At 71.9% G+C, this 20758-nt stretch carries 18 protein-coding genes; 5 read left to right on the top strand and 13 right to left on the bottom strand.

Annotated features, from left to right (window positions below; genetic code table 11):
• Positions 1 to 100 precede the first annotated feature (100 nt).
• Entirely contained in the window at positions 101 to 661 is a 561-nt protein-coding gene (locus OHB44_RS01200) for a snapalysin family zinc-dependent metalloprotease (protein ID WP_330439405.1), read from the top strand.
• A 54-nt stretch (positions 662 to 715) separates the two neighbouring features.
• Here the strand turns inward: OHB44_RS01200 and OHB44_RS01195 are convergent, their stop codons facing one another.
• The 5 genes from OHB44_RS01195 to OHB44_RS01175 all read right to left on the bottom strand — a co-directional run bounded on the left by OHB44_RS01195 (position 716) and on the right by OHB44_RS01175 (position 8571).
• Complete coding sequence (locus OHB44_RS01195; RefSeq protein WP_330439404.1) at positions 716 to 1636, bottom strand: hydroxymethylglutaryl-CoA lyase; 921 nt, start codon at positions 1634 to 1636, stop codon at positions 716 to 718.
• 165 nt (positions 1637 to 1801) lie between these two features.
• Complete coding sequence (locus OHB44_RS01190) at positions 1802 to 3139, bottom strand: acetyl-CoA carboxylase biotin carboxylase subunit (RefSeq protein ID WP_330439403.1); 1338 nt, start codon at positions 3137 to 3139, stop codon at positions 1802 to 1804.
• A 71-nt stretch (positions 3140 to 3210) separates the two neighbouring features.
• Positions 3211 to 3810, bottom strand: coding sequence for a TetR/AcrR family transcriptional regulator (locus OHB44_RS01185; protein ID WP_238669677.1), 600 nt, complete (start codon positions 3808 to 3810; stop codon positions 3211 to 3213).
• 100 nt (positions 3811 to 3910) lie between these two features.
• Complete coding sequence (locus OHB44_RS01180) at positions 3911 to 6781, bottom strand: hypothetical protein (RefSeq protein ID WP_330439402.1); 2871 nt, start codon at positions 6779 to 6781, stop codon at positions 3911 to 3913.
• A 2-nt stretch (positions 6782 to 6783) separates the two neighbouring features.
• Entirely contained in the window at positions 6784 to 8571 is a 1788-nt protein-coding gene (locus OHB44_RS01175) for an HSP90 family protein (RefSeq protein WP_238687661.1), read from the bottom strand.
• Positions 8572 to 8692: 121 nt separating this feature from the next.
• Between OHB44_RS01175 and OHB44_RS01170 the strand changes: the two genes are divergently transcribed.
• Positions 8693 to 9916, top strand: a complete 1224-nt coding sequence (locus OHB44_RS01170) for an MFS transporter (RefSeq protein ID WP_330439401.1) — start codon at positions 8693 to 8695, stop codon at positions 9914 to 9916.
• Here the strand turns inward: OHB44_RS01170 and OHB44_RS01165 are convergent.
• Positions 9913 to 11070 (bottom strand): FAD-dependent oxidoreductase, encoded by a 1158-nt coding sequence (locus OHB44_RS01165; RefSeq protein ID WP_238687659.1) that lies wholly within the window; start codon positions 11068 to 11070, stop codon positions 9913 to 9915. The two genes, OHB44_RS01170 and OHB44_RS01165, sit on opposite strands and share 4 nt — an antisense overlap.
• 105 nt (positions 11071 to 11175) lie before the next feature.
• Between OHB44_RS01165 and OHB44_RS01160 the strand changes: the two genes are divergently transcribed.
• From OHB44_RS01160 to OHB44_RS01150, 3 genes are all read left to right on the top strand, one after another.
• Positions 11176 to 11757 carry a TetR/AcrR family transcriptional regulator gene (locus OHB44_RS01160; protein WP_266304092.1) on the top strand — a complete coding sequence of 194 codons (582 nt, stop codon included), beginning with the start codon at positions 11176 to 11178 and terminating at the stop codon, positions 11755 to 11757.
• Positions 11758 to 11827: 70 nt separating this feature from the next.
• A complete protein-coding gene (locus OHB44_RS01155; RefSeq protein ID WP_330439400.1) occupies positions 11828 to 12376 on the top strand; it encodes a SigE family RNA polymerase sigma factor in 549 nt (182 codons plus the stop codon).
• Positions 12373 to 13566 (top strand): hypothetical protein, encoded by a 1194-nt coding sequence (locus tag OHB44_RS01150; RefSeq protein WP_330439399.1) that lies wholly within the window; start codon positions 12373 to 12375, stop codon positions 13564 to 13566. The genes OHB44_RS01155 and OHB44_RS01150 overlap by 4 nt, the downstream gene beginning before the upstream one ends.
• A gap of 104 nt (positions 13567 to 13670) precedes the next feature.
• Here the strand turns inward: OHB44_RS01150 and OHB44_RS01145 are convergent, their stop codons facing one another.
• The 7 genes from OHB44_RS01145 to OHB44_RS01115 form a co-directional block, all read right to left on the bottom strand.
• On the bottom strand, positions 13671 to 14573 hold the full coding sequence (locus tag OHB44_RS01145) for a sulfurtransferase (protein WP_238687655.1): 903 nt from the start codon (positions 14571 to 14573) through the stop codon (positions 13671 to 13673).
• A gap of 92 nt (positions 14574 to 14665) precedes the next feature.
• Positions 14666 to 16024, bottom strand: a complete 1359-nt coding sequence (locus tag OHB44_RS01140) for a hypothetical protein (protein ID WP_330439398.1) — start codon at positions 16022 to 16024, stop codon at positions 14666 to 14668.
• Between the two features lie 129 nt (positions 16025 to 16153).
• The gene (locus OHB44_RS01135) at positions 16154 to 16600 is read right to left on the bottom strand and encodes an imidazolonepropionase-like domain-containing protein (RefSeq protein WP_238687653.1); all 447 of its coding nucleotides are present in this window, start codon (positions 16598 to 16600) and stop codon (positions 16154 to 16156) included.
• Between the two features lie 2 nt (positions 16601 to 16602).
• Entirely contained in the window at positions 16603 to 17370 is a 768-nt protein-coding gene (locus OHB44_RS01130) for an SGNH/GDSL hydrolase family protein (RefSeq protein ID WP_238687704.1), read from the bottom strand.
• Positions 17371 to 17543: 173 nt separating this feature from the next.
• On the bottom strand, positions 17544 to 18674 hold the full coding sequence (locus OHB44_RS01125; RefSeq protein ID WP_330439397.1) for a hypothetical protein: 1131 nt from the start codon (positions 18672 to 18674) through the stop codon (positions 17544 to 17546).
• A 226-nt stretch (positions 18675 to 18900) separates the two neighbouring features.
• Positions 18901 to 20106, bottom strand: coding sequence for a hypothetical protein (locus OHB44_RS01120; protein ID WP_330439396.1), 1206 nt, complete (start codon positions 20104 to 20106; stop codon positions 18901 to 18903).
• On the bottom strand, positions 20103 to 20633 hold the full coding sequence (locus tag OHB44_RS01115; RefSeq protein WP_112726603.1) for a SigE family RNA polymerase sigma factor: 531 nt from the start codon (positions 20631 to 20633) through the stop codon (positions 20103 to 20105). Before OHB44_RS01115 ends, OHB44_RS01120 begins: the two co-directional genes overlap by 4 nt.
• Between the last annotated feature and the right edge of the window lie 125 nt (positions 20634 to 20758).

Below are 20758 nucleotides of genomic sequence, written 5' to 3'. Positions count from 1 at the left end.
TACGAGCGAACCAGACAGCGAAGCTGAGAGCAAGACATTGAAAAACGTGAATACATATCGCTAGGCTCCTGGCACCCCTCCTCCCAGATCGGAGTCAGCGATGACCTCACGACTCAATCGGCTCGCCGTCGCGTTGCTCACGACGACGCTCGCCACCCTCGGCATCACGGTCGCCAACCCCTCGCCCGCGTCCGCCGCCATGACCATCTGCTACAACACCAGCCAGGCGGGAAGCTACGCCAGCGTCGCCAACCAGGCCGCCTCGATCTGGAACAACGCCACAGTCAACCTGACGCTCTCCGCCAACTGCGGCTCCAACCTGCGCATCTACCGGATCACCGGCGGCGGCTCGTACGCCCAGCGGACCAGCCTCGGCAACGGCCGGGTCTACATCGACACCCAGCAGGCCGCCCAGTACAGCGTGCTGCGGATCATGACCCACGAGATCGGGCACATCCTCGGCCTGCCGGACAACTACAACGGAAACTGCGCGCTGCTGATGTCCGGCGGCAGCGCCGGCACCAGCTGCACCAACGCCTACCCCAGCTCCGCCGAGGCGAGCCGGGTGAGCAACCTCTTCGCCGGCACGTTCAGCGCCACCGACCGCAGCGCGGACATCTTCCGCGACAGTTGGCCGAGCGCGCTCACCTCGGTGAGCTGATCGACCTGGCACGTGGAGGGGCCGGCGCGTGCGCCGGCCCCTCCCCTCGCGTCCTCAGCTCGGCAGCGGCGTCAGCCGGGTACGCGGACCGGCCCGCAGCACGCCGGACGGCAGCTTCTTGCCGAGCAACTCCTCGGCCAGCTCCGCGGCCTCGATGAGCGCAGGCAGGTCGATGCCGGTGTCGATGCCCATGTCGTGCAGCATGTGCACGGCCTCCTCGGTGGCGAGGTTGCCGCTCGCACCCGGTGCGTACGGGCAGCCACCGAGCCCACCGACGCTGGCGTCGAACTCGGTCACCCCCAGCTCCAGCGCGGTCAGCAGGTTGGCCAGCGCCGTACCCCGGGTGTTGTGGAAGTGCAGCAGGACCGGCACTTGCGCGTTGCTGTCGCGTACCGCTGTCAGCAGCTCGCGAACCCGACGTGGGGTGCCCATGCCGGTGGTGTCGCCGAACGCGACCCGGTCCGCGCCGTCGCGGACGACCCGGTCCACGATCCCGGCCACCCGCTGCGGGTCGATGTCCCCCTCGTACGGGCAGCCGAAGCTGGTCGCCACGATCACCTCGACCCGCGCCGACGCCCCGTGCAGCAGGTCGATCAGCTCGGCGATGTCGTCCAGCGACTCGTCAGTGGACCGGTTGACGTTGCGCCGGTTGTGGGTGTCGCTGGCCGAGACCACCACCTCGATCTCGGTGAATCCGGCGGCGAGGGCCCGCTGGGCACCCCGGGTGTTCGGCACCAGCGCGGAGTACCGCACCCCGTCGGCCTTCACCGCCCGCTGCCACACCTCGTCGGCGTCGGCCATCTGCGGAATCGCCTTGGGGTGCACGAACGACACCGCCTCGATGCGGCGTACGCCGGTGCCGGAGAGGGCGTCGAGCAGCCGCACCTTGGCGTCGGTCGGGATCGGGTCCTCGTTCTGCAACCCGTCCCGCGGCCCAACCTCGCGGATCGAGACGGAATCTGGCAGGTCCGCCATAAGGGGTCACCTCACTGTGACGAAAGCAGTGCTTAGGGGGTCCTCCCAGCATGCCACCCCGCTGTTGATCAAGAGGTTTGCGTCATCCGCGGCGCGAATCCTGACGCAAACCTCTTGATCACCGGGGCGGTCAGCGGGGCGGTCAGCGGGGCGGTCAGGGTGGGGTCAGCGCATGCGGGAGACGATGCTGGTGTCGTAGGCGCCCGAGAGGAACTCGTCGTTGGTGAGCAGCTCGGCGAAGAAGGGGACGTTGTTCTTCGGGCCCTCGATCTGGAACGCCGCGACGGCTGCCGTGGCGCGGTCGAGCGCCTCGTCGCGGGTCGCGCCACTGACGATCAGCTTGGCCAGCAGGCTGTCGTAGAACGGGGTGACAGTGTTGCCCTCGGTGTAGCCCGAGTCCACCCGGACACCCTCGCCCGTCGGCTCCACCCACGTCCTGATCACACCCGGGCCGGGCAGGAAACGCTTCGGGTCCTCCGCGTTGATCCTCATCTCGATGGCGTGCCCACTCGGGGTCAACGCGTCCGGGTCGAACGTCGGCGCCAACCCGGAGGCCACCCGCAACTGCTCCTCGACCAGGTCGATGCCGTAGACGTACTCGGTCACCGGGTGCTCCACCTGCAACCGCGTGTTCATCTCCAGGAAGAAGAACTCGCCGGTGGCTGGGTCGAGCAGGCACTCCACGGTGCCAGCGTTGCGGTAGCCGACCGCCTCGCCGGCCCGCACCGCAGCCGCCAGGAGCCGGGATCGCAGCTCCGGCGAGACAGCCGGCGAAGGGGACTCCTCGACCAGCTTCTGGTTGCGCCGCTGCACCGAGCACTCCCGCTCGCCGAGCGCCACCACCCGGCCATCGGCCAGGCCGAGGATCTGCACCTCGACGTGCCGTACCCGGGGAAAGTACCGCTCGATCAACACCGAACCGTCGCCGAACATCCGCTCGGCGAACGCGCGCACCTTGTCGTACTCGGTGCGCAGCGTGGCCTCGTCGGCGGCCACGCCCATGCCCATGCCGCCACCGCCGGCAGCGGCCTTGACCATCACCGGGTAGCCGATCTCGGCCGCGGCCGTCACCGCGGCGTCCAGGTCGGCGGCCGGATCGGTGGTGCCGGGCGCGACCGGAACACCGGCCGCCGCCATCAGGTTCCGGGCGTTGATCTTGTCGCCCATCGCGGTGATCGCGTCCGCGTCGGGTCCGACCCAGATCAGGCCGCTCGCCTCGACGGTACGGGCGAACTCGGCGTTCTCCGACAGGAAGCCGTACCCGGGGTGGATGGCCTGCGCGCCCGTCGACTTCGCGGCGGCGAGGATCGCCTCGGTGTTGCGGTAGCTCAGCGCCGGGTTCGGTGGGCCGATGAGAACCGCCTCGTCCGCCTCCGCGACGAACGGCAGATCGGCGTCGGCCTCCGAGTGCACAGCGATCACGCGGATGCCGAGCCGCTTGGCGGTCCGGATGATCCGGCGGGCGATCTCGCCCCGATTGGCGACCAGCAGTGACTCGATCATGTTTCCTCCCGGCGTCCGGATGGTGGGACGATGTCAGGGAATCATGACCGGTACGGTTCTGACGAGTCGGCTCAGGCGAGCAGCGCGGCCAGGGTCGCGCCGCGCAGCAGCTCGGCGCGGCGCCGCCGGTCCACCTCACCACCGAGGAACGGCGTCGAGTTCATCAGGCCGAACGCGGCGTGCGCGAGAACCCGCGCCTCACCGTCGGGCATCCCCGGGTGCAGCGCGGTGAGCACTGTCACCCACTCCTCGACGTAGAGCCGTTGCAGGCGACGAATCCGGCGCCGTGGCTCCTCGGGCAGGCGGTCCAGCTCGTGCAGGTGCAACGCGATCACCGCCGGATTGGCCAGCGCGAACTCGACGTGGAAGTCGATCAGCGACTCCAGCACGCCGCGCGGGTCGTCCGAGCGCCCGACGGCACGTTCCCGCCCACCGGCCAGCAACCCCTCACTGACCGGAATCAGCGCGGCGGCCAGCATGGCTTCCTTGCCGGCGAAGTGGTGGTAGAGCGCCGGACCGGTGACCCCGGCGGCCGCGCCGATGTCGTCCATCGACACGCCGTGATAGCCACGCGCCGCGAACAGACCTACCGCGATCTCCAGGATCTCGTCCTTGCGGGACCTGCGCCGGCCCGCACCCGCCGCGCCCCGTGCCTGCTGCTCCACCGTCACCGGGCAAGCCTAGACCGCGAGGAGCCCGCGATGGTTGCCGGTCAGTTCCGTCCGCCCCGGGCCGGGCCGCCCCTGACCTGGCCAGGGGCGGCCGGCGAGATCAGTCGTCCTCGTTTAGGTCGTGCTCCGCGCGCAGCGCTGCCGCTTCCGCGGGTCGATCGAGCAGATCCAGCGCCCGAGCCAGCAGCCAGGCCGCCTGGCGGACCTGCCGCGAGGCGGCCGGTGACCCACCGAGCACGCGGCGCAGCAGCGGCTCCGCCTCGGCCGGCCGGTCCAGGCGCAGCAACAGCTCACCGATCAGGGTTTCCACCTGGGCGGCCTCGCCGAACGCCTCGATCGAGCGCAACCGGTCCGGCACCCCGGTGAGCCGGGCCAGCGCCTCGTCCGGTCGGTCCTGCCCGGTGAGCACGCGTGCTCCGGCCTCGGCCGCCATCGCCAACTCGTACAGCACCGGCGGATCGGCCTGCCCGGCCAGCTTCGCCGTTAACCCGTCCACCACCTCGACGGCGTGCAACGCCGCGTCCCGGTCGTCGGCCCAGAACCAGGCGTACGTCTCCCGCCGGCGGGCGCGCAGCTCGTCCAGCGGCAGGTCACCGAGCCGGTACGCCTCAGCCGCGGCGGCGAACCGCTCGCCCGCCGCCGCGTCCCGGTCCGCGTCGTAGAGGATCCCGCCGGCCTCCTCCAGCACCTGCGCCCGGTGCGGAAGGTTGTCCGGTCCGTCCAGATTGCTGGCCAGCTGCTCCAGCAGTGCCAACGACGGGTCGATCTCACCAAGGCCGGCGTAGACGCCGGCCAGCAGGTGTCGACAGCGATCGGCCTCCGCCTGGGCGCCCAGCCGATCCAGACCGAGCACGGCCTCCTCGGCGACCTCGGCGGCCTCGGCGAGCCGGCCCACCATCCGGTACGCGTTCGCCAGCTCCCACCGCAGGAACGCGTCCCCCTCGGCGCCCCGCTCCACGCACAGCGTCACCGCCTCGACGAAGTCGTCCACCGCATCCGGGGCCCGGCCGGCCGCCAACAGTGCCCGGGCGCGGGTGACCCGGACCGGCAACTCCGCGTCCACCGGTGCCGCCGCCAACGCCTCGTCGCAGGCGGCCACGGCGTCCGCCGGATCGTCGACCAGCCGCGCGTACGCCAGGCACGCACCCGTGACCACCTCGCCGACGCCCAACTCCCGGCCGATCCGGCGCGCCTCTTCGACGGCGGCGCGGGCCTCGTCGACGCGGTCCACCTGCTCCAGCAGGTGCCCACGGTGCAGTGCGATCCGGGCCGCCAGGTACCGATCGCCGCCCGCGTCGGCCGGTACCCGTTCGAGCGCGGCGAGCGCTTCCGCCCAACGCTCGCGGTGCAGCAGCGCCAACGCCACCCGGTCGTGTCCGGCCGCCCGCTGCTGGGCGTCGCCGAGCCGGTCCAGGACCTCGGCCGCCTCCCGGGCCAGCAGCAGGCCCTCCTCGGTGTCCTCGTCGGACCGGGTCAACAGCACGCCGAGCCGACCGGCAACCGTCTGGGCGGCCACCTCCTCGTCCGCCTTCCGGTACAGCTCCAACGCCGCCCGATTCAGCGTGATCGCACCCTCGATGTCGTCGTCGCCACGCTCGGACGCCCGCAGCGCCAGCCGGTGCGCGGACGTGCGGGCGGGCAGCTCGGCGGAGCCGAACCGGTCGTCGAACGCGACAAGTGCCGTCCGGAAGGTGGCCCGGTCGTGCCGGCCCCAGCTCTGCTCCGCGAGGTCCAGCAGATCGTCCGGGCCGGCGTCGGCGGGCACTGTCACGGCGGGTCGTTCACCCTTCGCGCTTCGCACTCGCTCGGCGGACGACGCTGGTGCGCTGGGCTGATCCCCGACCGGACGGATCGGGCGGGTCGGGCGGCGGCGGACGCTCGCGGACAGCGGCACATGCTCCCCGCTCGCCTGCACGGCCAGCCGACGAGCTACCCACTGCGACTGGTGGCTCGTGCCGTTACGAGCGTCGAAGCGGGCGGCCAGACCGGTCGCGGTCCCGGCCAGCTCGTCCGCCAACGACGCCGCCGACACCTCGGCGGCCGGCCGGCCGTCGGCGGCCCGGCGGTACACGGTCGACGGGCCGGCCTGACGCAGCGCCGCGGTGGCCGCCGCCGCGAAGTGCATGGCGGCGGCCGGCGACGGCGGCCGGTCCAGCCAGTCCAGGTGCCGCTCGACCAGCTCGATCGCCCGCGCCTCGTTGCCGGTCATCGTGCAGAACTCGATGTGGTCCGCGACGTCCCACAGGTTGGCGAGGTTGCCGCGCAGCCGGCGGTACGCCTCCCGGTGCGCGTCCCGCGCCTCCTCGGCCCGCCCGGTCCGCAGGTACGGCAGGAGCAGCGCGGTGAGGATCGACTGCGGCTGCTCGTTGCAGTTGAGCCGGCCGGCGAGCACCGGCTCGGCCAGCTCCACCGCCTCCGCGTCCCGCCCGGTGTCGGCGAGGTGGCCCACCTGGCTGGTGGGGTCACAACCGGCGCAGTCGGACAGGCCGTCGCGCGGCGTGGTCTGCCAGAGCCGGTACCAGTGCGCGGCGGCCTCGACGTCGCCCACGTGGTCGGCGACCCGGAACCGGTGCTTGTGCACTGCCTGCAGGCTGTGCCCGCCGGCCCGGTAGCGGCGTTCCATGTCGTCCAGCACGGCGTACGTGCGGTCGAGCGGCACCTCCGGGAAGTTCAGCAGCCCGTTGATCATGTACTTGAAGTGCCAGAGCAGATTGTGCAGGTGACGCTGGTGGTACGGCTGCGGGTCACTGTCGAATTCGGACAGGCACCAGGAGAAGGTCACGAAGGACTTGGCCGGCTCACCGCCGTAGATGTAGCTGGTGGTGGCCTGCATCCGGGTGACGAATGCAAGGTGCCGGTCGTCGGCGGCGTCCACCCGGCGCAGCAACTGCTCCAGGGCGGCGATCTGCCCCGCCCCGTACGGCATGTCGGAGATGCCGCGCAGCACCCGCCAGAGATCCTCGTCGCTCATGCTCACTCCCGTCCCGGGACAGCCCGGCCGAGCAGGCCGAGGAAGGAATCGTTCAGCAACGCCGCGTCGGCGGCGCGGATCGGATGGTGGCCGAGCAGCAGCGCCTGCCCGTACAGCGCCTCGATGGCCAGACCGACCAGCTCCGGGTCGCTCAGCATGGTCACCCGTCGGACCAGCGGGTTGCGGTGGTTGAGCACCAACTGCGGGCGGTCCGGCGGGGCGGTGGCGGCGAGCGCGTCGAGCACTCCACCCCACAGCTCGTCGGCCCGGTCCCGGCTGGCGGCGAGCTGGTCGTTGAACGCCGCCGACCGGCTGACCAGGTAGAGCGCGGGCAGCGAGACCGGGTCGTACGCCCGGATGACCACCTCGCAGCCGGACCGCTCGACGGCCCGCTGCGCCGCCGCGAGGAACGGCCGCAGCGCCAACTCCACCTGCGGGTCGAGCGCGTCGAACCGGGTGGTGAGGTCGCTCGGCTCCAGCCGCTCGATGAGCACCGAGCGGTCCACCACCGGCAGCCGCTCGATCAGTTCGGTGTCGTACGTGTAGCCGGCGTTGACCACCGCCAGGTCCTGCGCGGCGGCCACCGCGGCGAGCTGGCGGAACTCGTCGAGGCTGGCCGCGTAGCGGACCACGCCGTGGCGTTCACGGAACTCGGCGAGGGTGAGCGTGCCGACGTTGGTGTCCATCGGCCACCACTGGTCGACCAGCCGGAGCATCTCGTCGTCGTGCAGCGCCAGGGCCTTCACGCCGAGGTGGTGCACCTGGAGGAACTCGGCCAGCCGGTGCGGGTCGTGCCGGGCCAACCGGACCAGCCAGCCGCGCACCTGGTCGCCGAGCGCCTCTCGGGTCGCCGTCAGCAGGGTGTCCTCGTAGAGGGCCTCCCGGCTGGCGGTCGGGCGCAGCTCGGTCGCGTCCACCACACAGTGCGCGAAGAACGCCCACTCCGGCAGCAGCCCGTCGGCGTTCTCGGTGAGCAGCATCCGCTTGAGGTAGACGCGGTGCCCGGCCCGGGCCGCCGGGTTCACCGGCGTCGGCAGGATGACGGCGACACCGGTCAGCCCGGCCTCCGGCACGGCCAGCGGCAGGACGTCGAACGGGTCCACGCCGAGCGTCTCCCGGGCGTACCGGATCAGCGCCGCGCGGTCCAGTGGCGCACCCGGCGTGGTCGGCCAGGGCGGCTCCCCGGTGGTGGTGACGACGTCGCCGACGCGGACGGTGACCGGCAGCAACGCGCCGAAGAGCCGGGCCAGGTCGGTGACTGTCGCGGTGGTGAACCACTGGTCGGCGTCGCGGCGGGGCACCAGCGTGACTGTGGTGCCCGGCTCGGCTCGGGCGGCCTCCGGCGGGGCCACCGTCACCGCGTAGCGGCCGTCGGCGTACCCGGTCCAGTGAACCGTGGGGTTGTCGCCGTGCCGGGTGAGCACCTGGATCTCGTCGGCCACCAGGAAGCAGGAGAGCAGACCGATGCCGAACTGACCGAGGAACTCGTGCCGGGAGAAACCAAGCTCGTCGCGCTTCGAGCTGCGGCCGATGGTGGCAAGCAGCTCGTGCACCTGCGCCTCGGTCAGGCCGATGCCGGTGTCATGCACCCGTAGTGTGCCGTCGCCGGTGCTGTCCGGGGGTTCGATGCGTACCAGCGCCGGCGCGTCCGGCTCGGTCCTGCGTCGGGCGGTGATCGCGTCCACCGCGTTCTGGAGCAGCTCGCGGACGTAGACCCGCGGGCTGCCGTAGAGGTGATGACTGAGCAGGTCAACCACGCCACGTAGGTCGACCTGGAAAGTGTGATCCACGTCTGTTGTCTCCCCGGTCCCGATGCCGGCGCTCACCGTACCGATGATCACCGACAGGCGCGGTCCCCTTTCGCCCCGGCGGCTTGACCCTCGACCCGGTCGAACCGGCACGGTCGCCGGCATGACTTCCTCCGCTCTGGGCCGGGATTTCCGGCTCCTGTGGTCCGCGGCCGTCTCGTCCCGGTTCGGGGACGCGCTGCGTACCCCGGCACTGGCTCTGCTGGCCGCGACAGTGACCCGCGATCCGCGGATCATCGCGGCGGTCACGGTGGCCGGGCAGTTGCCGCCGCTGATCTTCGGTCTGCTCGGCGGCGTGTACGCGGACCGCTGGGACCGCCGTCGGACGATGGCGCTGGTCGACGGGGTACGCGCGGCAGTGGTGGCGGCGCTGGCGGTGGTGGTCGCGCTCAACCGGGTCAGTGTGCTGGTGCTGCTGGTGGCGGCGTTCCTGCTCGCCACGTTGGGCACTCTCTTCGACTCCGCGTCGTTCGCGCTGCTCCCCGCGTTGGTGCCGGCGGACGCGCTGCCCCGGGCGAACGGCCGGCTCCAGGCGGGGTCGGCGGTGGCCGGTGGCTTCCTCGGGGCGCCCGCCGCCGGTGTCCTGTTCGCCGTCGCCCCGGCCCTCCCGTTCGCCCTCGACGCCGTGACCTTCGCGGCGGCCGCAGTGCTCGTGCTGGCCCTCAGTCCGCGTCCCGCCATCACCACAGCGACGGCGCGACGGCGCGGCTCGGTGTGGAGCGAGATCGTCGAGGGGCTGCGTTGGCTGCGGGCGCACCGGACCCTGTGGCGGGTCACGCTGCTCACCGCCGCGAGCAACCTGGCGATCAGCGGAATCATGGCGGTGCTGGTGCTCTACGCGCTGGACGTGCTCCGGGTGCCGCCGGCCGGGTACGGGCTGTTCGCCGCCGCCGCCATCGTCGGGGGCGTGGCGGGGGCGCTCGGGGCGGGGCGGCTCGCCGCCCGGCTCGGCACGGTGCCGGCGCTGCGTGCGGTGCTGGCCGTGGAGACAGTGGCGCTGACCGGCTTCGCGCTGGCTCGGCATCCGGTGTCGGGCGGGATCGCGCTGGCCGTCTTCGCCGGCGGCACCGTGGTGTGGAACAGCCTGTGGGCGTCGTACGGGCAGCGGCAGGTGCCGAGCGGGTTGCTGGGCCGGGTCGGTGCGGCCCAGCGGATGGTTGGTCTGCTCACCGCGCCGCTCGGGGCGGCGCTCGCCGGGTTGGCCGCCGCGGCGTACGGCACGGCGCCGGTGGCGGGCGCGGCGGCGGCGACCTTCGCGCTGGTCACCGTCGCCGCGTGGCGGACACTGCGCCCGGCAGCGCCCGCTGTGTTGAGCCGCGCGGGCTAGCCCGGCGTCCGCTCCCGGTGCGACAGCCCGGACAGGCGCAGCGCGATGCGTCGGCGGGCCGGTGGAACGGCACCGAGCAGCCGGAGCAGCACGTCGCGGGCGGGCCGACGAGCCGGGGAGACACCGGCCATCCTGGTCAGCCCGGCGGCGAAGCTCAGCACGTCCTCGGCCATCGGCCGCTGCCGGGCGGTGTAGTCGTCGAGCAGCGTCTCCGGGCCGCCGTCGAGCACGTCCGCCACTGCGGTGCCGAGCGCTACCGCGTCGCAGATGCCGAGGTTCATGCCCTGCCCACCGGCCGGGCTGTGCACGTGTCCGGCGTCGCCGGCCAGCAGCACCGGCCCGGCTCGGAAGGTGTCGGCGATCCGGTGGTGCACCCGGAACCGGGAGCCCCAGAGCACTTCGGTCACCCGGTCGGGTCGTCGCGCCGGGCCGCGCTCGTCGAGCAGCGCCTGGAGGTAGGCCGCGTCCGGTTCGGCTGGGGCGCTCGCCACGGCGGCAACCAACCGGACCACCCCACCGGGCAGTGGTGCCCAGACCAGCGGTCCGGGGCGGGCGAGGAAGAGTGCCGCCTCGTCGCGGGGCAGCACGCTGCGCACCCGCACGTCGGCGAGCACGAAGGACTCCTCGTCGCTGTCGCCGGTGAAGCCGATGCCGGCCAACTGCCGGACCGTGCTGTGCAGGCCGTCCGCACCTACCACGAACCGGGCCCGCAGTGTCTCGTCGTCGACCTGCGCGAGCATGCCGTGACCGGCGCGGCTGAGCCCGGTGAGCTGGCACGGCCGTCGTACCTGGACACCCAGTTCCGCCAACTTCTCGGTGAGCACGGTCTCGGTGACCGCCTGGGAGACCAGCAGCGCGTAGGGGAAGCGGGACGGCAGCTCGTGGAACGGCACCGACAGCAGCACCCGGTCCCGGTCGCGCACTGTGAAACGCGGCGTCCGCACCGCCTGGGCGATCAGCGGCGCCGCGGCGTCGATCTGGTCCAGCACCTCCAGGGTGTACGCGTGCACGACGGCCGCGCGGGAGGTCGTCGGCGGCGCGGCCATCCGGTCCAGCACTGTCACCTCGACCCCGCGCCGGGCCAGCGTCAAGGCGGTGGCGAGACCGGTGGGGCCGGCGCCCACCACCAGGACGTCGGTGCTCGTGGGCAGCATGGCCACCTCCAGAAACCGTTGCCAACACCTGTTGGCAAACATGTGTTGGCAACGCTAGGGCCGTCCTGATTGCGTGTCAACACCTGTTGGCCTACGGTCGTTGGCATGACCCCGTCCGCGCAGTCGACCCAGCCCCGCCGCTCCGACGCCACCCGGGCGGCGATCCTGCGAGCGGCCCGGGAACGGTTCGCGGCGGACGGCTACGAGCGCGCCACGATCCGGGCCATCGCCGCCGACGCCCAGATCGACCCGTCGATGGTGATGCGCTACTACGGCAGCAAGGAGGGGCTCTTCGCGGCGGCGGCCGAGTTCGACCTCCGCCTGCCCGACCTGACCTCGGTGCCGCCCGCCCGCCTCGGTGAGGTGCTGGTCCGGCACTTCCTCGCCCGCTGGGAGGGCGACGAGACCCTGGTGGCGCTGCTGCGGGCCGCCAGCACCAACCCCGGCGCGGCCGAACGCATGCGCGGCATCTTCGCCGACCAGCTCACCGCCGCAGTGGCCACGTTCGGCAGCGACCCGACGCTGACCGCCCGACGGGCCGGCCTGGTGGCCAGTCAGATCCTCGGCCTCGCCTTCACCCGGTACATCGTCCGCCTGCCGCCCATGGTGGACACCACGCCGGACGAGCTGGTCGCCTGGATCGCGCCGACGCTCCAGCGCTATCTGACCGGAACGCCACCGAGCTGACCCAACCTTTTGCCGCCTCCCGTGCGTCTGCCAGGTGACGCCTACAGCGCGACGGCCGGGAGGAGGGCGGATGGCGCCGACGAGGGACGACGGACGCGACGGCTACCTCGCCTTCGTGGAGAACCACCAGCACCGGCTGCTCCGCGCGGCCTACCTGATCTGCGGCAACCGGCATCAGGCCGAAGACCTCCTCCAGGACGCGCTGCTCAAGCTGGCGCTGCGCTGGTCCTCCGTCCGCGACGGCGACCCCTCCGCGTACGTGCGGGCCATTCTCTACCGGGACTCGGTGTCGTGGTGGCGTCGCCGACGGCGGGAATGGCTCAGCGCCGCACCGCCGGACCAGGTGGCCCACGACCGTGACGGCGCGTTACGGCTGACCATGCACGACGCGCTGGGCCTGCTGCCACCGCGGCAGCGGGCCGTGCTGGTGTTGCGCTACTACGAGGACCTGACCGAGGTCGCCACCGCCGAGGCGCTCGGGGTGACGGTCGGCACCGTGAAGAGCCAGTGCCATGCGGCGCTGCGCCGACTCCGCGAGGTGGCCCCGGAACTCGCCCGCGATGCCCGACCGAGCCGAGGCTCGGCCGATCTGGCCAGCGGCCTGGAGGTGAACCCGTGAACGAGCAGGAATTGCGTCGACTGCTGACCGTCAGCGTCGAGGACGTGCTCCCCAGCCAGCCGGCCGCCGCCGGATGGGAGCGGGCTCGGCGTACCCGGCGTACCCGGCGGGCCGTCGCAGTGGTCGCCCTGGCCGTGGTGCTGGTCGGTGGCGGCACGGTGGCGGCGTTGCGACCGCCCGCCGACCGGACGCCAGCCCCTCCGGTCGGCCCGACGGTCACCCCGACCGTCGACCCCTCCCACGCGGGTCCGGTGCAGAAACCGCCCGCCGAGCTGACCTACCCGCCCGATCCGTTGGCCAAGCTCGGCGACCCGGCGACAGTGCCGCTCTCCGAGCGACCGGTCCAGCAGGCACTGGCAATGTTCCAGCCCGTCGACGAGGAGTATCGCGCCGACGGCCCGGTCCGGGTGCTCGGCAACGACGGCGTGGTGCGCAGCCTCGACGTGGTGACGCTGGCACCGACTCGGGACGCGGGCGGCAACGAGGCGCCCGCGCTGAAGCCGGGGGTGCTGTCGCCGGACGGCCGGTCGGCGGCGTTCGCGCAGACCAAAGAGCTGATCATGATCGAGCTCACCACGGCGGCCGTCCGCCGGATACCCCTCGACGGCTACCTGGAGCAGGTGGTGTGGGCGCACGACCGGGTGCTGGTCGGAGGCGACGACCGGACGTACGCGGTGGACCGGGTCACCGGGGCGGCCAGCACTATCGACGTGTCGACCTGGGAGTTGATCGCGCCCGACCCGGCCGCCGGGCGCGAGGCCCCGTTGATCGACATGTACGGCGAGGGGGCCAGCCTGAAGCTGCGCAGCCGGACCGCCCGGGAGGGCGAACTCCGCTCCGAACAACCGGTAAACACCTCGGGGCTGCCCTCGCCCTACCAGGTCAACGAGTTCTACGGCCGGGGCTGGCTGCACGGCGAGCGGCTGGCGCGGGCGGCCTGGATCATCAGCAGCGAGATCGACGGCGCCGAGGGAGCGGCAGTGCTGGACGCGCGGACCGGCGCCGTGCTCCACCTGCTCGACCTGGGCCGGGATCGCAGCAAGGGCTGCTGTGTCGTGCTGGGCTGGGACAACAAGGGCGCGGTGCTACTCCGACTCGAACCGGCCGCCCTGGCGCGCTGGCACCCGGAGACCGGCGAGATCACCGGCATCGTCCGCGACCTGCGCGGCGTGTTCGCACTCGCCAGCTGACACGGGTCTCGACGTGATCGACTCGGGCTCATAGATGTCGCGGTGTCCCGGCGAGGGGGACAGCCCGACGTCAGGGAACCCGAGTCGATCACACGACGATCTGGTCAGACGGTCAGGCCGCCGGGCTGGTCGCCCTTGACGACTGGCGCCCGGACCAGGTTGCCCCACTCCGTCCACGAGCCGTCGTAGTTGCGCACCTGCGGGTAGCCCAACAGGTGCCGCAGCACGAACCAGGTGTGGCTGGACCGCTCGCCGATCCGGCAGTACGCGATCACGTCGTCGTCCGGGCTCAGCCCGAGCTGGTCGGCGTAGATGGCCTTCAGCTCGTCGGCGGACTTGAACGTGCCGTCCTCGTTGGCCGCGGACTTCCACGGCTTGCTGAGCGCGCCCGGGATGTGTCCACCGCGCAGCGCACCCTCCTGCGGGTAGTCCGGCATGTGCAGCATCTCGCCGGTGTACTCACCCGGCGACCGGACGTCGACAAGTGGCCGCCCGGAGGCGACGTGCGCCATGACCTGCTCACGGAAGGCCCGCAGCGGCGCGTCGTCGCGCAGCGGCACCGGATAGTCGGCGCGCGGGCGAGCCGGCTTGTCGCGGGTCACCTCGCGTCCCTCGGCGATCCACTTCTGCCGGCCGCCGTCGAGCAGTCGCACGTCGGCGTGACCGAAGAGCGTGAAGACCCAGAGGGCGTACGCGGCCCACCAGTTGAAGTTGTCGCCGTAGAAGACGACAGTGTCGCCCCGGCCGATGCCCTTCGCGGCACACATCTCGGCGAAGCTCTTGGCGTCCAGGTAGTCCCGGGTCACCTGATCGTTCAGATCCAGGTGCCAGTCGACCTTGACCGCACCGGGAATGTGACCGGATTCGTAGAGCAGCACATCCTCGTCGGACTCGACGACGACGAGGCCTTCATCGCCCAGATGCTCGGCCAGCCACTCGGTGGTGACCAGCCGCTGGGGGTCCGCGTACGACTGGAGGCGGGGATCGGGATCGTTCGGCACAGACATGATCCCCAAGGTACGCCGGATCGCCCGCCGCGACCGCTGTAACAGGACCGGCCCACCACCCGCACGGGATGGTGGGCCGGCCGATCGGCGGGTTACTGGTCGCCGGCCTGCGCCGGGTTGCTCGGCGGCAGATTGCCGACGAAGAAGATGAAGGACGTCGAACCCGACTGGGTGCCGTTCCGGTCGATGCTCCAGACGGTGAGCATGGTCAGCCCGGCCTTGGTCGGCGTCCAGGTCACCGACGCGGTGCCGTCGGCCGCCGCGGCCACGGTGCTGGTCACCGTGTTGAAGCTGTAGCGGTAGCTGACCACGTCAGCCTGGCGCGGGGTGAAGGTGAAGACACCGGGCACACCCGGCCCACCACTGGTGCCGCCCTGCCGATAGACAGTCGCGGTTATCTTCGGGGCGGTGGACAGCGCGAAGGCGCTCGCCGTGGTGGCGGTCACGCCATCGGCGGTCACGCTGGTCACGGAGAGCGTCCGGTTGCCGCCCCGGGTCGCGGTGACGGTCAGCGTGGCAGTGCCGTCGGCCGCCGCCTCCACCGTCTGCTCGGGGTCGCCGTCCAGGTGGAACCGGTAGCGGACCACACCCGCCATCTGCGGCTGCACGGTGAACGTGGTCGGCACGCCGATCTCGGTGAGTCTGCCGGTGACGATCGGCGCGACGTCGCTGGCCCGGAATTCGTACCGCGCCTCCGGCGACCTGTTCCCTGCCGCGTCCAGGCTCCACACCACGAGAGTGTTGGGCCCCGCATCCGGGCGGAGCGTGACAGTGGCCGAGCCGCCGGGCTGGTCCGCCGGCACCGCGTGGACGCCGTCGCCGCCGAGCAGCTCATACCGGAAGCCGACCGCGTCCGGTGTCGCCGCCGCGTCGAAGGTGAACTGACCCGACAGCGCCGGGTGCCAGCCCTCGACCGGGAAGTCGGTGGAGGTGACGACCGGCGCGACCTCCGGGCCCTGGAAGTCGGTCCGGAGATAGCAGAGGCCACTCCACTCGCCGGTCGCCTGGCTGTCCGCCGCCCGGACCTGCCACGCGTACAACCGGTCGTGGGTGAGCGTTTCCCGTTCGAAGAGGCCGCTCTCCCGATCGCCTTCCCGACCGTTGTACCCGAATCGCTCGATCCGAGCCGTCGGCTCTTCAACCGGCCAGAGCGCGAAGGTCGCGGTCAACCGGTCGGTGCCACCGTTCTCGTCGACGTCCGGGTCGTGCAGGACGGCGGAGAGCGCCAGGTCGTCGTTCTGCCACAACTGGTACGGCTCGGCCGTCGTGCACGGCTCGCCGGAGGTGTGCAGCTCGGTCGGCACACCCGGCGGCTGGTTCAGCGCCTCGTTCGCTGCGGCCGGTGTGGCCGTGAGCGTGAGCGTCCCGGCGGCGACCGCAACGGAAAGCCCCACGGCCAGCAGTGCCCGGACCGGTCCTGCGGATGTCGTCGTGCCAGGTATGAGGGTCATCCCTCATCCACCTTTCCCCGATGTCCCCGCCTTCCGATCAGCGGGGGCAGCGGATGCTATCGAGGACGACGGACATCGGGCGACCCCGATTCGATCGATCGACTCCACAGTGGAGATCTTCCGACCTGTTCAGGCACGACGGTGGGCGATCCGACCAGCGACGACTGTCACCAGACAGGCCCCGTCGACGCCGTGCACCGCGAGGTCGGCCCGCCCGGCCGACCGCAGCGTCGGCGCCACGGCGGTGGCCAGCACCAGCAGGTCACCGCGCTCGGCTGCGGCCCGCAGGGCGGGGTCGGCAAGGTGTTCCGCCAGCACCGCCGTCACCCCGGTACGCAGCAGCGCGTGCACCCGCTCACGCGGGGTCGGCGCGGGCGGAAGCGGGCCGACGTGCAGCAGACCCGGCCCCAGCGTGCCGGGCCAGCGGCGAACTCGGGCGTTGGCGTACGCCGAACTCAGCTCGGCCAGCGGGCCGACGGCCTCGATCCGGTCGCCACTGACCAGCACGGCGTGGTCAGGCAACGACTCGCCGTCCCGGTCGCGGCGCAGCAGGGCCGCCGTGTGCAGGGTGATCATGCTCAGTCGACGAGCGGGCCGAGTTGCGGGCGCTTCGCCGTCACAGTGTCGCCGGACGACCGACCGGTCAACCGCCGCTTCACCCAGGGGGCGAGGTACTGACCGGCCCACCGCAGGTCGGAAGCGCGGGCGGCCAGCCACGGCGACGGCGACGGGTGCGGCGGAACCATCAGCCACTCCTCGTCGCAACCAACCCCGAGGGCGTTCAACACCTGCCCGGCGACCCGGCGATGCCCGGCCGGGGAGAGGTGCAGCCGGTCGGTGCTCCAGAGCATGGGGTTGAGGAACGTGTCGTCGGCGTACAGGTCGACCATGATGGCGCCGTGCCGCTCGGCGGTCTCACCGACCGCCTGGTTGAGCAGCTGCACCCGGGGGGCGACGAGGCGTTGGCCGGGGAGTCGGGCCATCACGTCCGCGAACCGGAAGAGGAGCACGTCCGCGCCACCCGAGCGCAGTTGCCGGACCACCTCGTCGAAGCGGGCGACCAGCGTGTCCGGGTCGAAGGTGCGCCGCAGCACATCGTTGCCACCGGCCGCGAAACTGATCAGGTCGGGCTTCATCGCGACGGCGGAGGGCACCTGCTCGGCGACCACGCTGGGAAAGAGCCGGCCCCGGATGGCCAGGTTCGCGTACCGGAAGTCGGGCCCCGCGTCGGCGGCGAGCCGGGTCGCCACCAGATCCGCCCAGCCCCGGAAGGTCCCGTCCGGGTACGCGTCGTCCATACCCTCGGTGAAGCTGTCCCCGACCGCGACAAAACTGCGCCAGCGCACCCGCGCCTCCCTCACGCCACTCGTTGCCTGCGGCGACCAGTCTGTCACCGCAGGAACGCCCGGCACCGCCCCGAATCCACTACGTGTCGGAGGTCATTGCACAGACGACGGGCGGAACCGGCCACCCCCGTGAGTGGCCGGTCCCTCGTACCCGGTGACGCTGCACCGGGAGCTCAGCCCAGCAGACCACCCCACGGCTGGCCGGCAGGCACCGACGCGGTGGCCAGCACCCGGCCACTGGCGGCGTACCGGACCAACCGGTACGCCGGCGCGCCGTCGGCCGGCGTCGCCGCGTTGATCTGCACCACCAGGCCGCCGTCGGCCAGGACGACCCCGTCGACGGCTTCGCCATGCCCGGTCGCCTGCTTCCACGCCGGGTCCAACGGCGCCAGCTCGGTGACGGCCCCGCTGACCGCGTCGAGCCGGTAGTTGCGGAACCGCTCGCTGCACCCACATCCCCCGGGGCTGGTCGTGTGGGCGCTGATCACCAGCGTCCGGCCGTTGCCGGAGATCGCCGCCACCCCACCAATGACGAGGCCGGCGGGGAGGCGCGGGCTGATCGCACGTCGGACGACTCGCTCGTCCCCGATCGCCACGGTCTGCGCGCCGACCTGGGCGATCCATCCGCCGGACACCGTCGGGCACTTCGGGTAGTGGGTGGCGAGCACCTTCTGCCCGGTCCCGTCGGCGTTGACCGCGATGAGCGTCAGCTCCTTCTCCCGCCCCAGGCCGTACAGCACCCGCCCGGAGTCGAGCCAGCTCGGCGCGCAGGTCTGCTGGCCCTGGGTCGGGATGACGTGCCGCTTCGTGCCGTCGAACGCGCTGATCACCAGCCGGCGGGCGGACCCTTCCACCCAGGCCGCCCGTCGGCCGTCCGGCGAGACGGCGAGCGGGCCGTTGAGGGCTTTGCCGTTCTGGGGACGGCCCGAACGCTCCACCTGCCACGTCCCAGCAGGGGTACGCCGCCAGATCCGGGCCGGGTCGTTCTGCTTCTGGCCGTGCTCCTCGGCGGTGTACCAGGTGAGCTGCGGCCACTGCGTCGAGCCGACCGCCGGGCGGGCCGGCGCGACGGCCGGGGCCGCATCCGGCACGGAGCCGCCGGTGCCGGCGGCCGAGGTGTCGCCGGCCGAGGGAGCGGCGGTGGCGGTGGCCGATTCGGCCGGAGCGGGCGCGGCCTTCGGGTCGGCGGTGCCGCAGGCAGCCGCACCGAACGCCAGAAGCAGCAGGGCAGCGGTACCGGCGAGCGCACCGGAACGACGGGCCGAGGCGGGACGGGTGGTGTGGGTGAACGGGCCGAGGTTCATCGCTTCCATCCTTTGTGGAGGCTCACAGTGCCTGACACCACCCAAGACGAGCCCCTGGCCCTGGCGAGTTGCCGCCGCGGCGCGCTACTACCTGACAGTCGGATCCGCTCGCACCGGCAACCTTTTCGCAGTTCACCGACCGTGATCAACACCGATTCGCTGGCGGTGCGCAGACGCGGAAAGGGCGGGCCTCCTGAGGGTGACCCGCCCGTCTCGCGCCGATCGGTCAGTCGACGACGGCCAGGATCTGCTCGTCCTTCAGACTCGCTGGCTCAGCGGTCTCAGAGATCTTCCTGCCGTCCTCGTCCACCAGCAGCAGCGCGTACCCGCTGCCGGCCTTGACCCGCACGACCATCGAGCCGTCCGACTGGAAGTAGACCTGTTCCAAGGTGCGCCCACCCAACGGCAACGAGACCTGCTTGCCCGTACGGGTGTCCAACACCACATTGGCCCGCAGATCACGCGCGAGGTTGCCGTCGTCCTCACCGAGTTTCATTCGCAGCAGGGCGATCCGGGAGCCGTCCGGGGAGAGACTAGCGATGTCGTTGCTGTGCCAACCGTCGAGGGAGAAGCCGGGGATGGCTCGCTTCTTCGTGCCGTCCGTGCCGTAGAGCACGACCCCGGCATCGACCGTGACCCCGACATCGGTGGTCATGGCGATGGTCTTACCGTCCGCCGACCAGACGGCATGGCAGGCCGAAGGTTCGGTGCGCCACCAGCGCACCGTCCTCTTCTCGGAGCGCGTATCCAATAACCCGAACCGGCCATGACCACCGCCTGGCAAATCCACGCGGAACAGCAACTGCCGCCCGTCTGGGGACCAGGCCGGAGTGACGCAGTACGGGTCGACCTCCGAGCGCATCTTCTGTTTGTTCGACCCGTCGACGTTGGCGATGTAGAGGTCGCCGCTGTCCTCGGCATCCTCGCCCGACCAGGCCACCCGGCGGCCATCCGGCGACACGTTCACGTTGAGGATCGCTGCTGTGTGCGGCAGCTCCATGAGTCGCACCGGGCTCTCACCCGGACGCCATGACCGCAGATTCCCGTTCTCGCCGACGGGGTTCCTGGCGGGGCCGTAGAAGAGCTTGCCGAACTGCACGGACGGGGTGTTCGTGCCCGTTCCGCCGCTGGGTGGGGCGCCGGGGGTGTCGCCGGCGCTGGTGGAGGGCGTCGGGGTGGGGGACGCCGACGGCGTCGGAGTCGCGGTGACCGACGGGGTGTCGGCGGGCAGCGGGGTCGGGGACTGGTCCGGTCGGATGGCAAAGGCGGTACCGGCCGCCGCGGCGATCAGCACCAGCGCGGCTGCCGACGTGGCCACCGCCCGTTGGATGCCGAGCCGGCGGGACGTACGCAGGGTCCGGTCCCGCAGGTCGACCGAGGTGACCTCGTCGGCCAGGGCGGTCAAATCGAGCCGGAGGCGCTGGTCGTTCATCGGGTACTCCCTTCCAGGACGTACAGCTCGGCGAGTTCGGGTGCGACGGTGCGCAGCCTGGCCAGTGACTTGGCCGTCTGGCTCTTCACGGTGCCGATCGTGACGCCGAGCAGGTCCGCCGCCTCCGCCTCGGTGCGGTCCTCGAAGAACCGCAGCACCAGCACGGCACGTTGCTTCGGGGAGAGCTTCGCCAGTGCCGCCCGCAGGGTGAGCCGCAGACTGGTCTGGTGGGCGTGGTCCGGGGCCGAGTCGCCTCCGCGTGGCTCGGGCAGGTCGCCCGGCATCGACTCGGGTACCCGGCGCCGACGCCACCAGGACACCTGTAGGTGGTACATGGTCTTGCGGGTGTACGCCTCGGCGTTGCCGCTGTGGTGCAGGCTGTTCCAGGAGCGGTGGGTCCGGGCCAGGGCCGACTGGACGAGGTCCTCGGCCAGGTGCTGGTCGCCGGTGAGCAGGTAGGCCGAGCGCAGCAACGCTGGCGTGCGGGTACGGACGAACGAGTCGAACTCACTCAACAGAGGGTCCACACGGGCCAATCCTTCAGGTCGGGGTACGAGGACTTGGTGTCCTTGCAGACGTCAGCAACGGTGCCGATGGTTGCCGGCATCGGGTCCGGCTCGGATCGAAATGGATCGCTCATCCTGCCGCACCG

The organism is Micromonospora sp. NBC_00821 (genome assembly GCF_036347035.1).
GTDB classification, from domain to species: Bacteria; Actinomycetota; Actinomycetes; order Mycobacteriales; family Micromonosporaceae; genus Micromonospora; species Micromonospora hortensis.
Note: the sequence above shows the minus strand (reverse complement) of the source record. Positions and strands in the feature narration are given on the sequence as shown.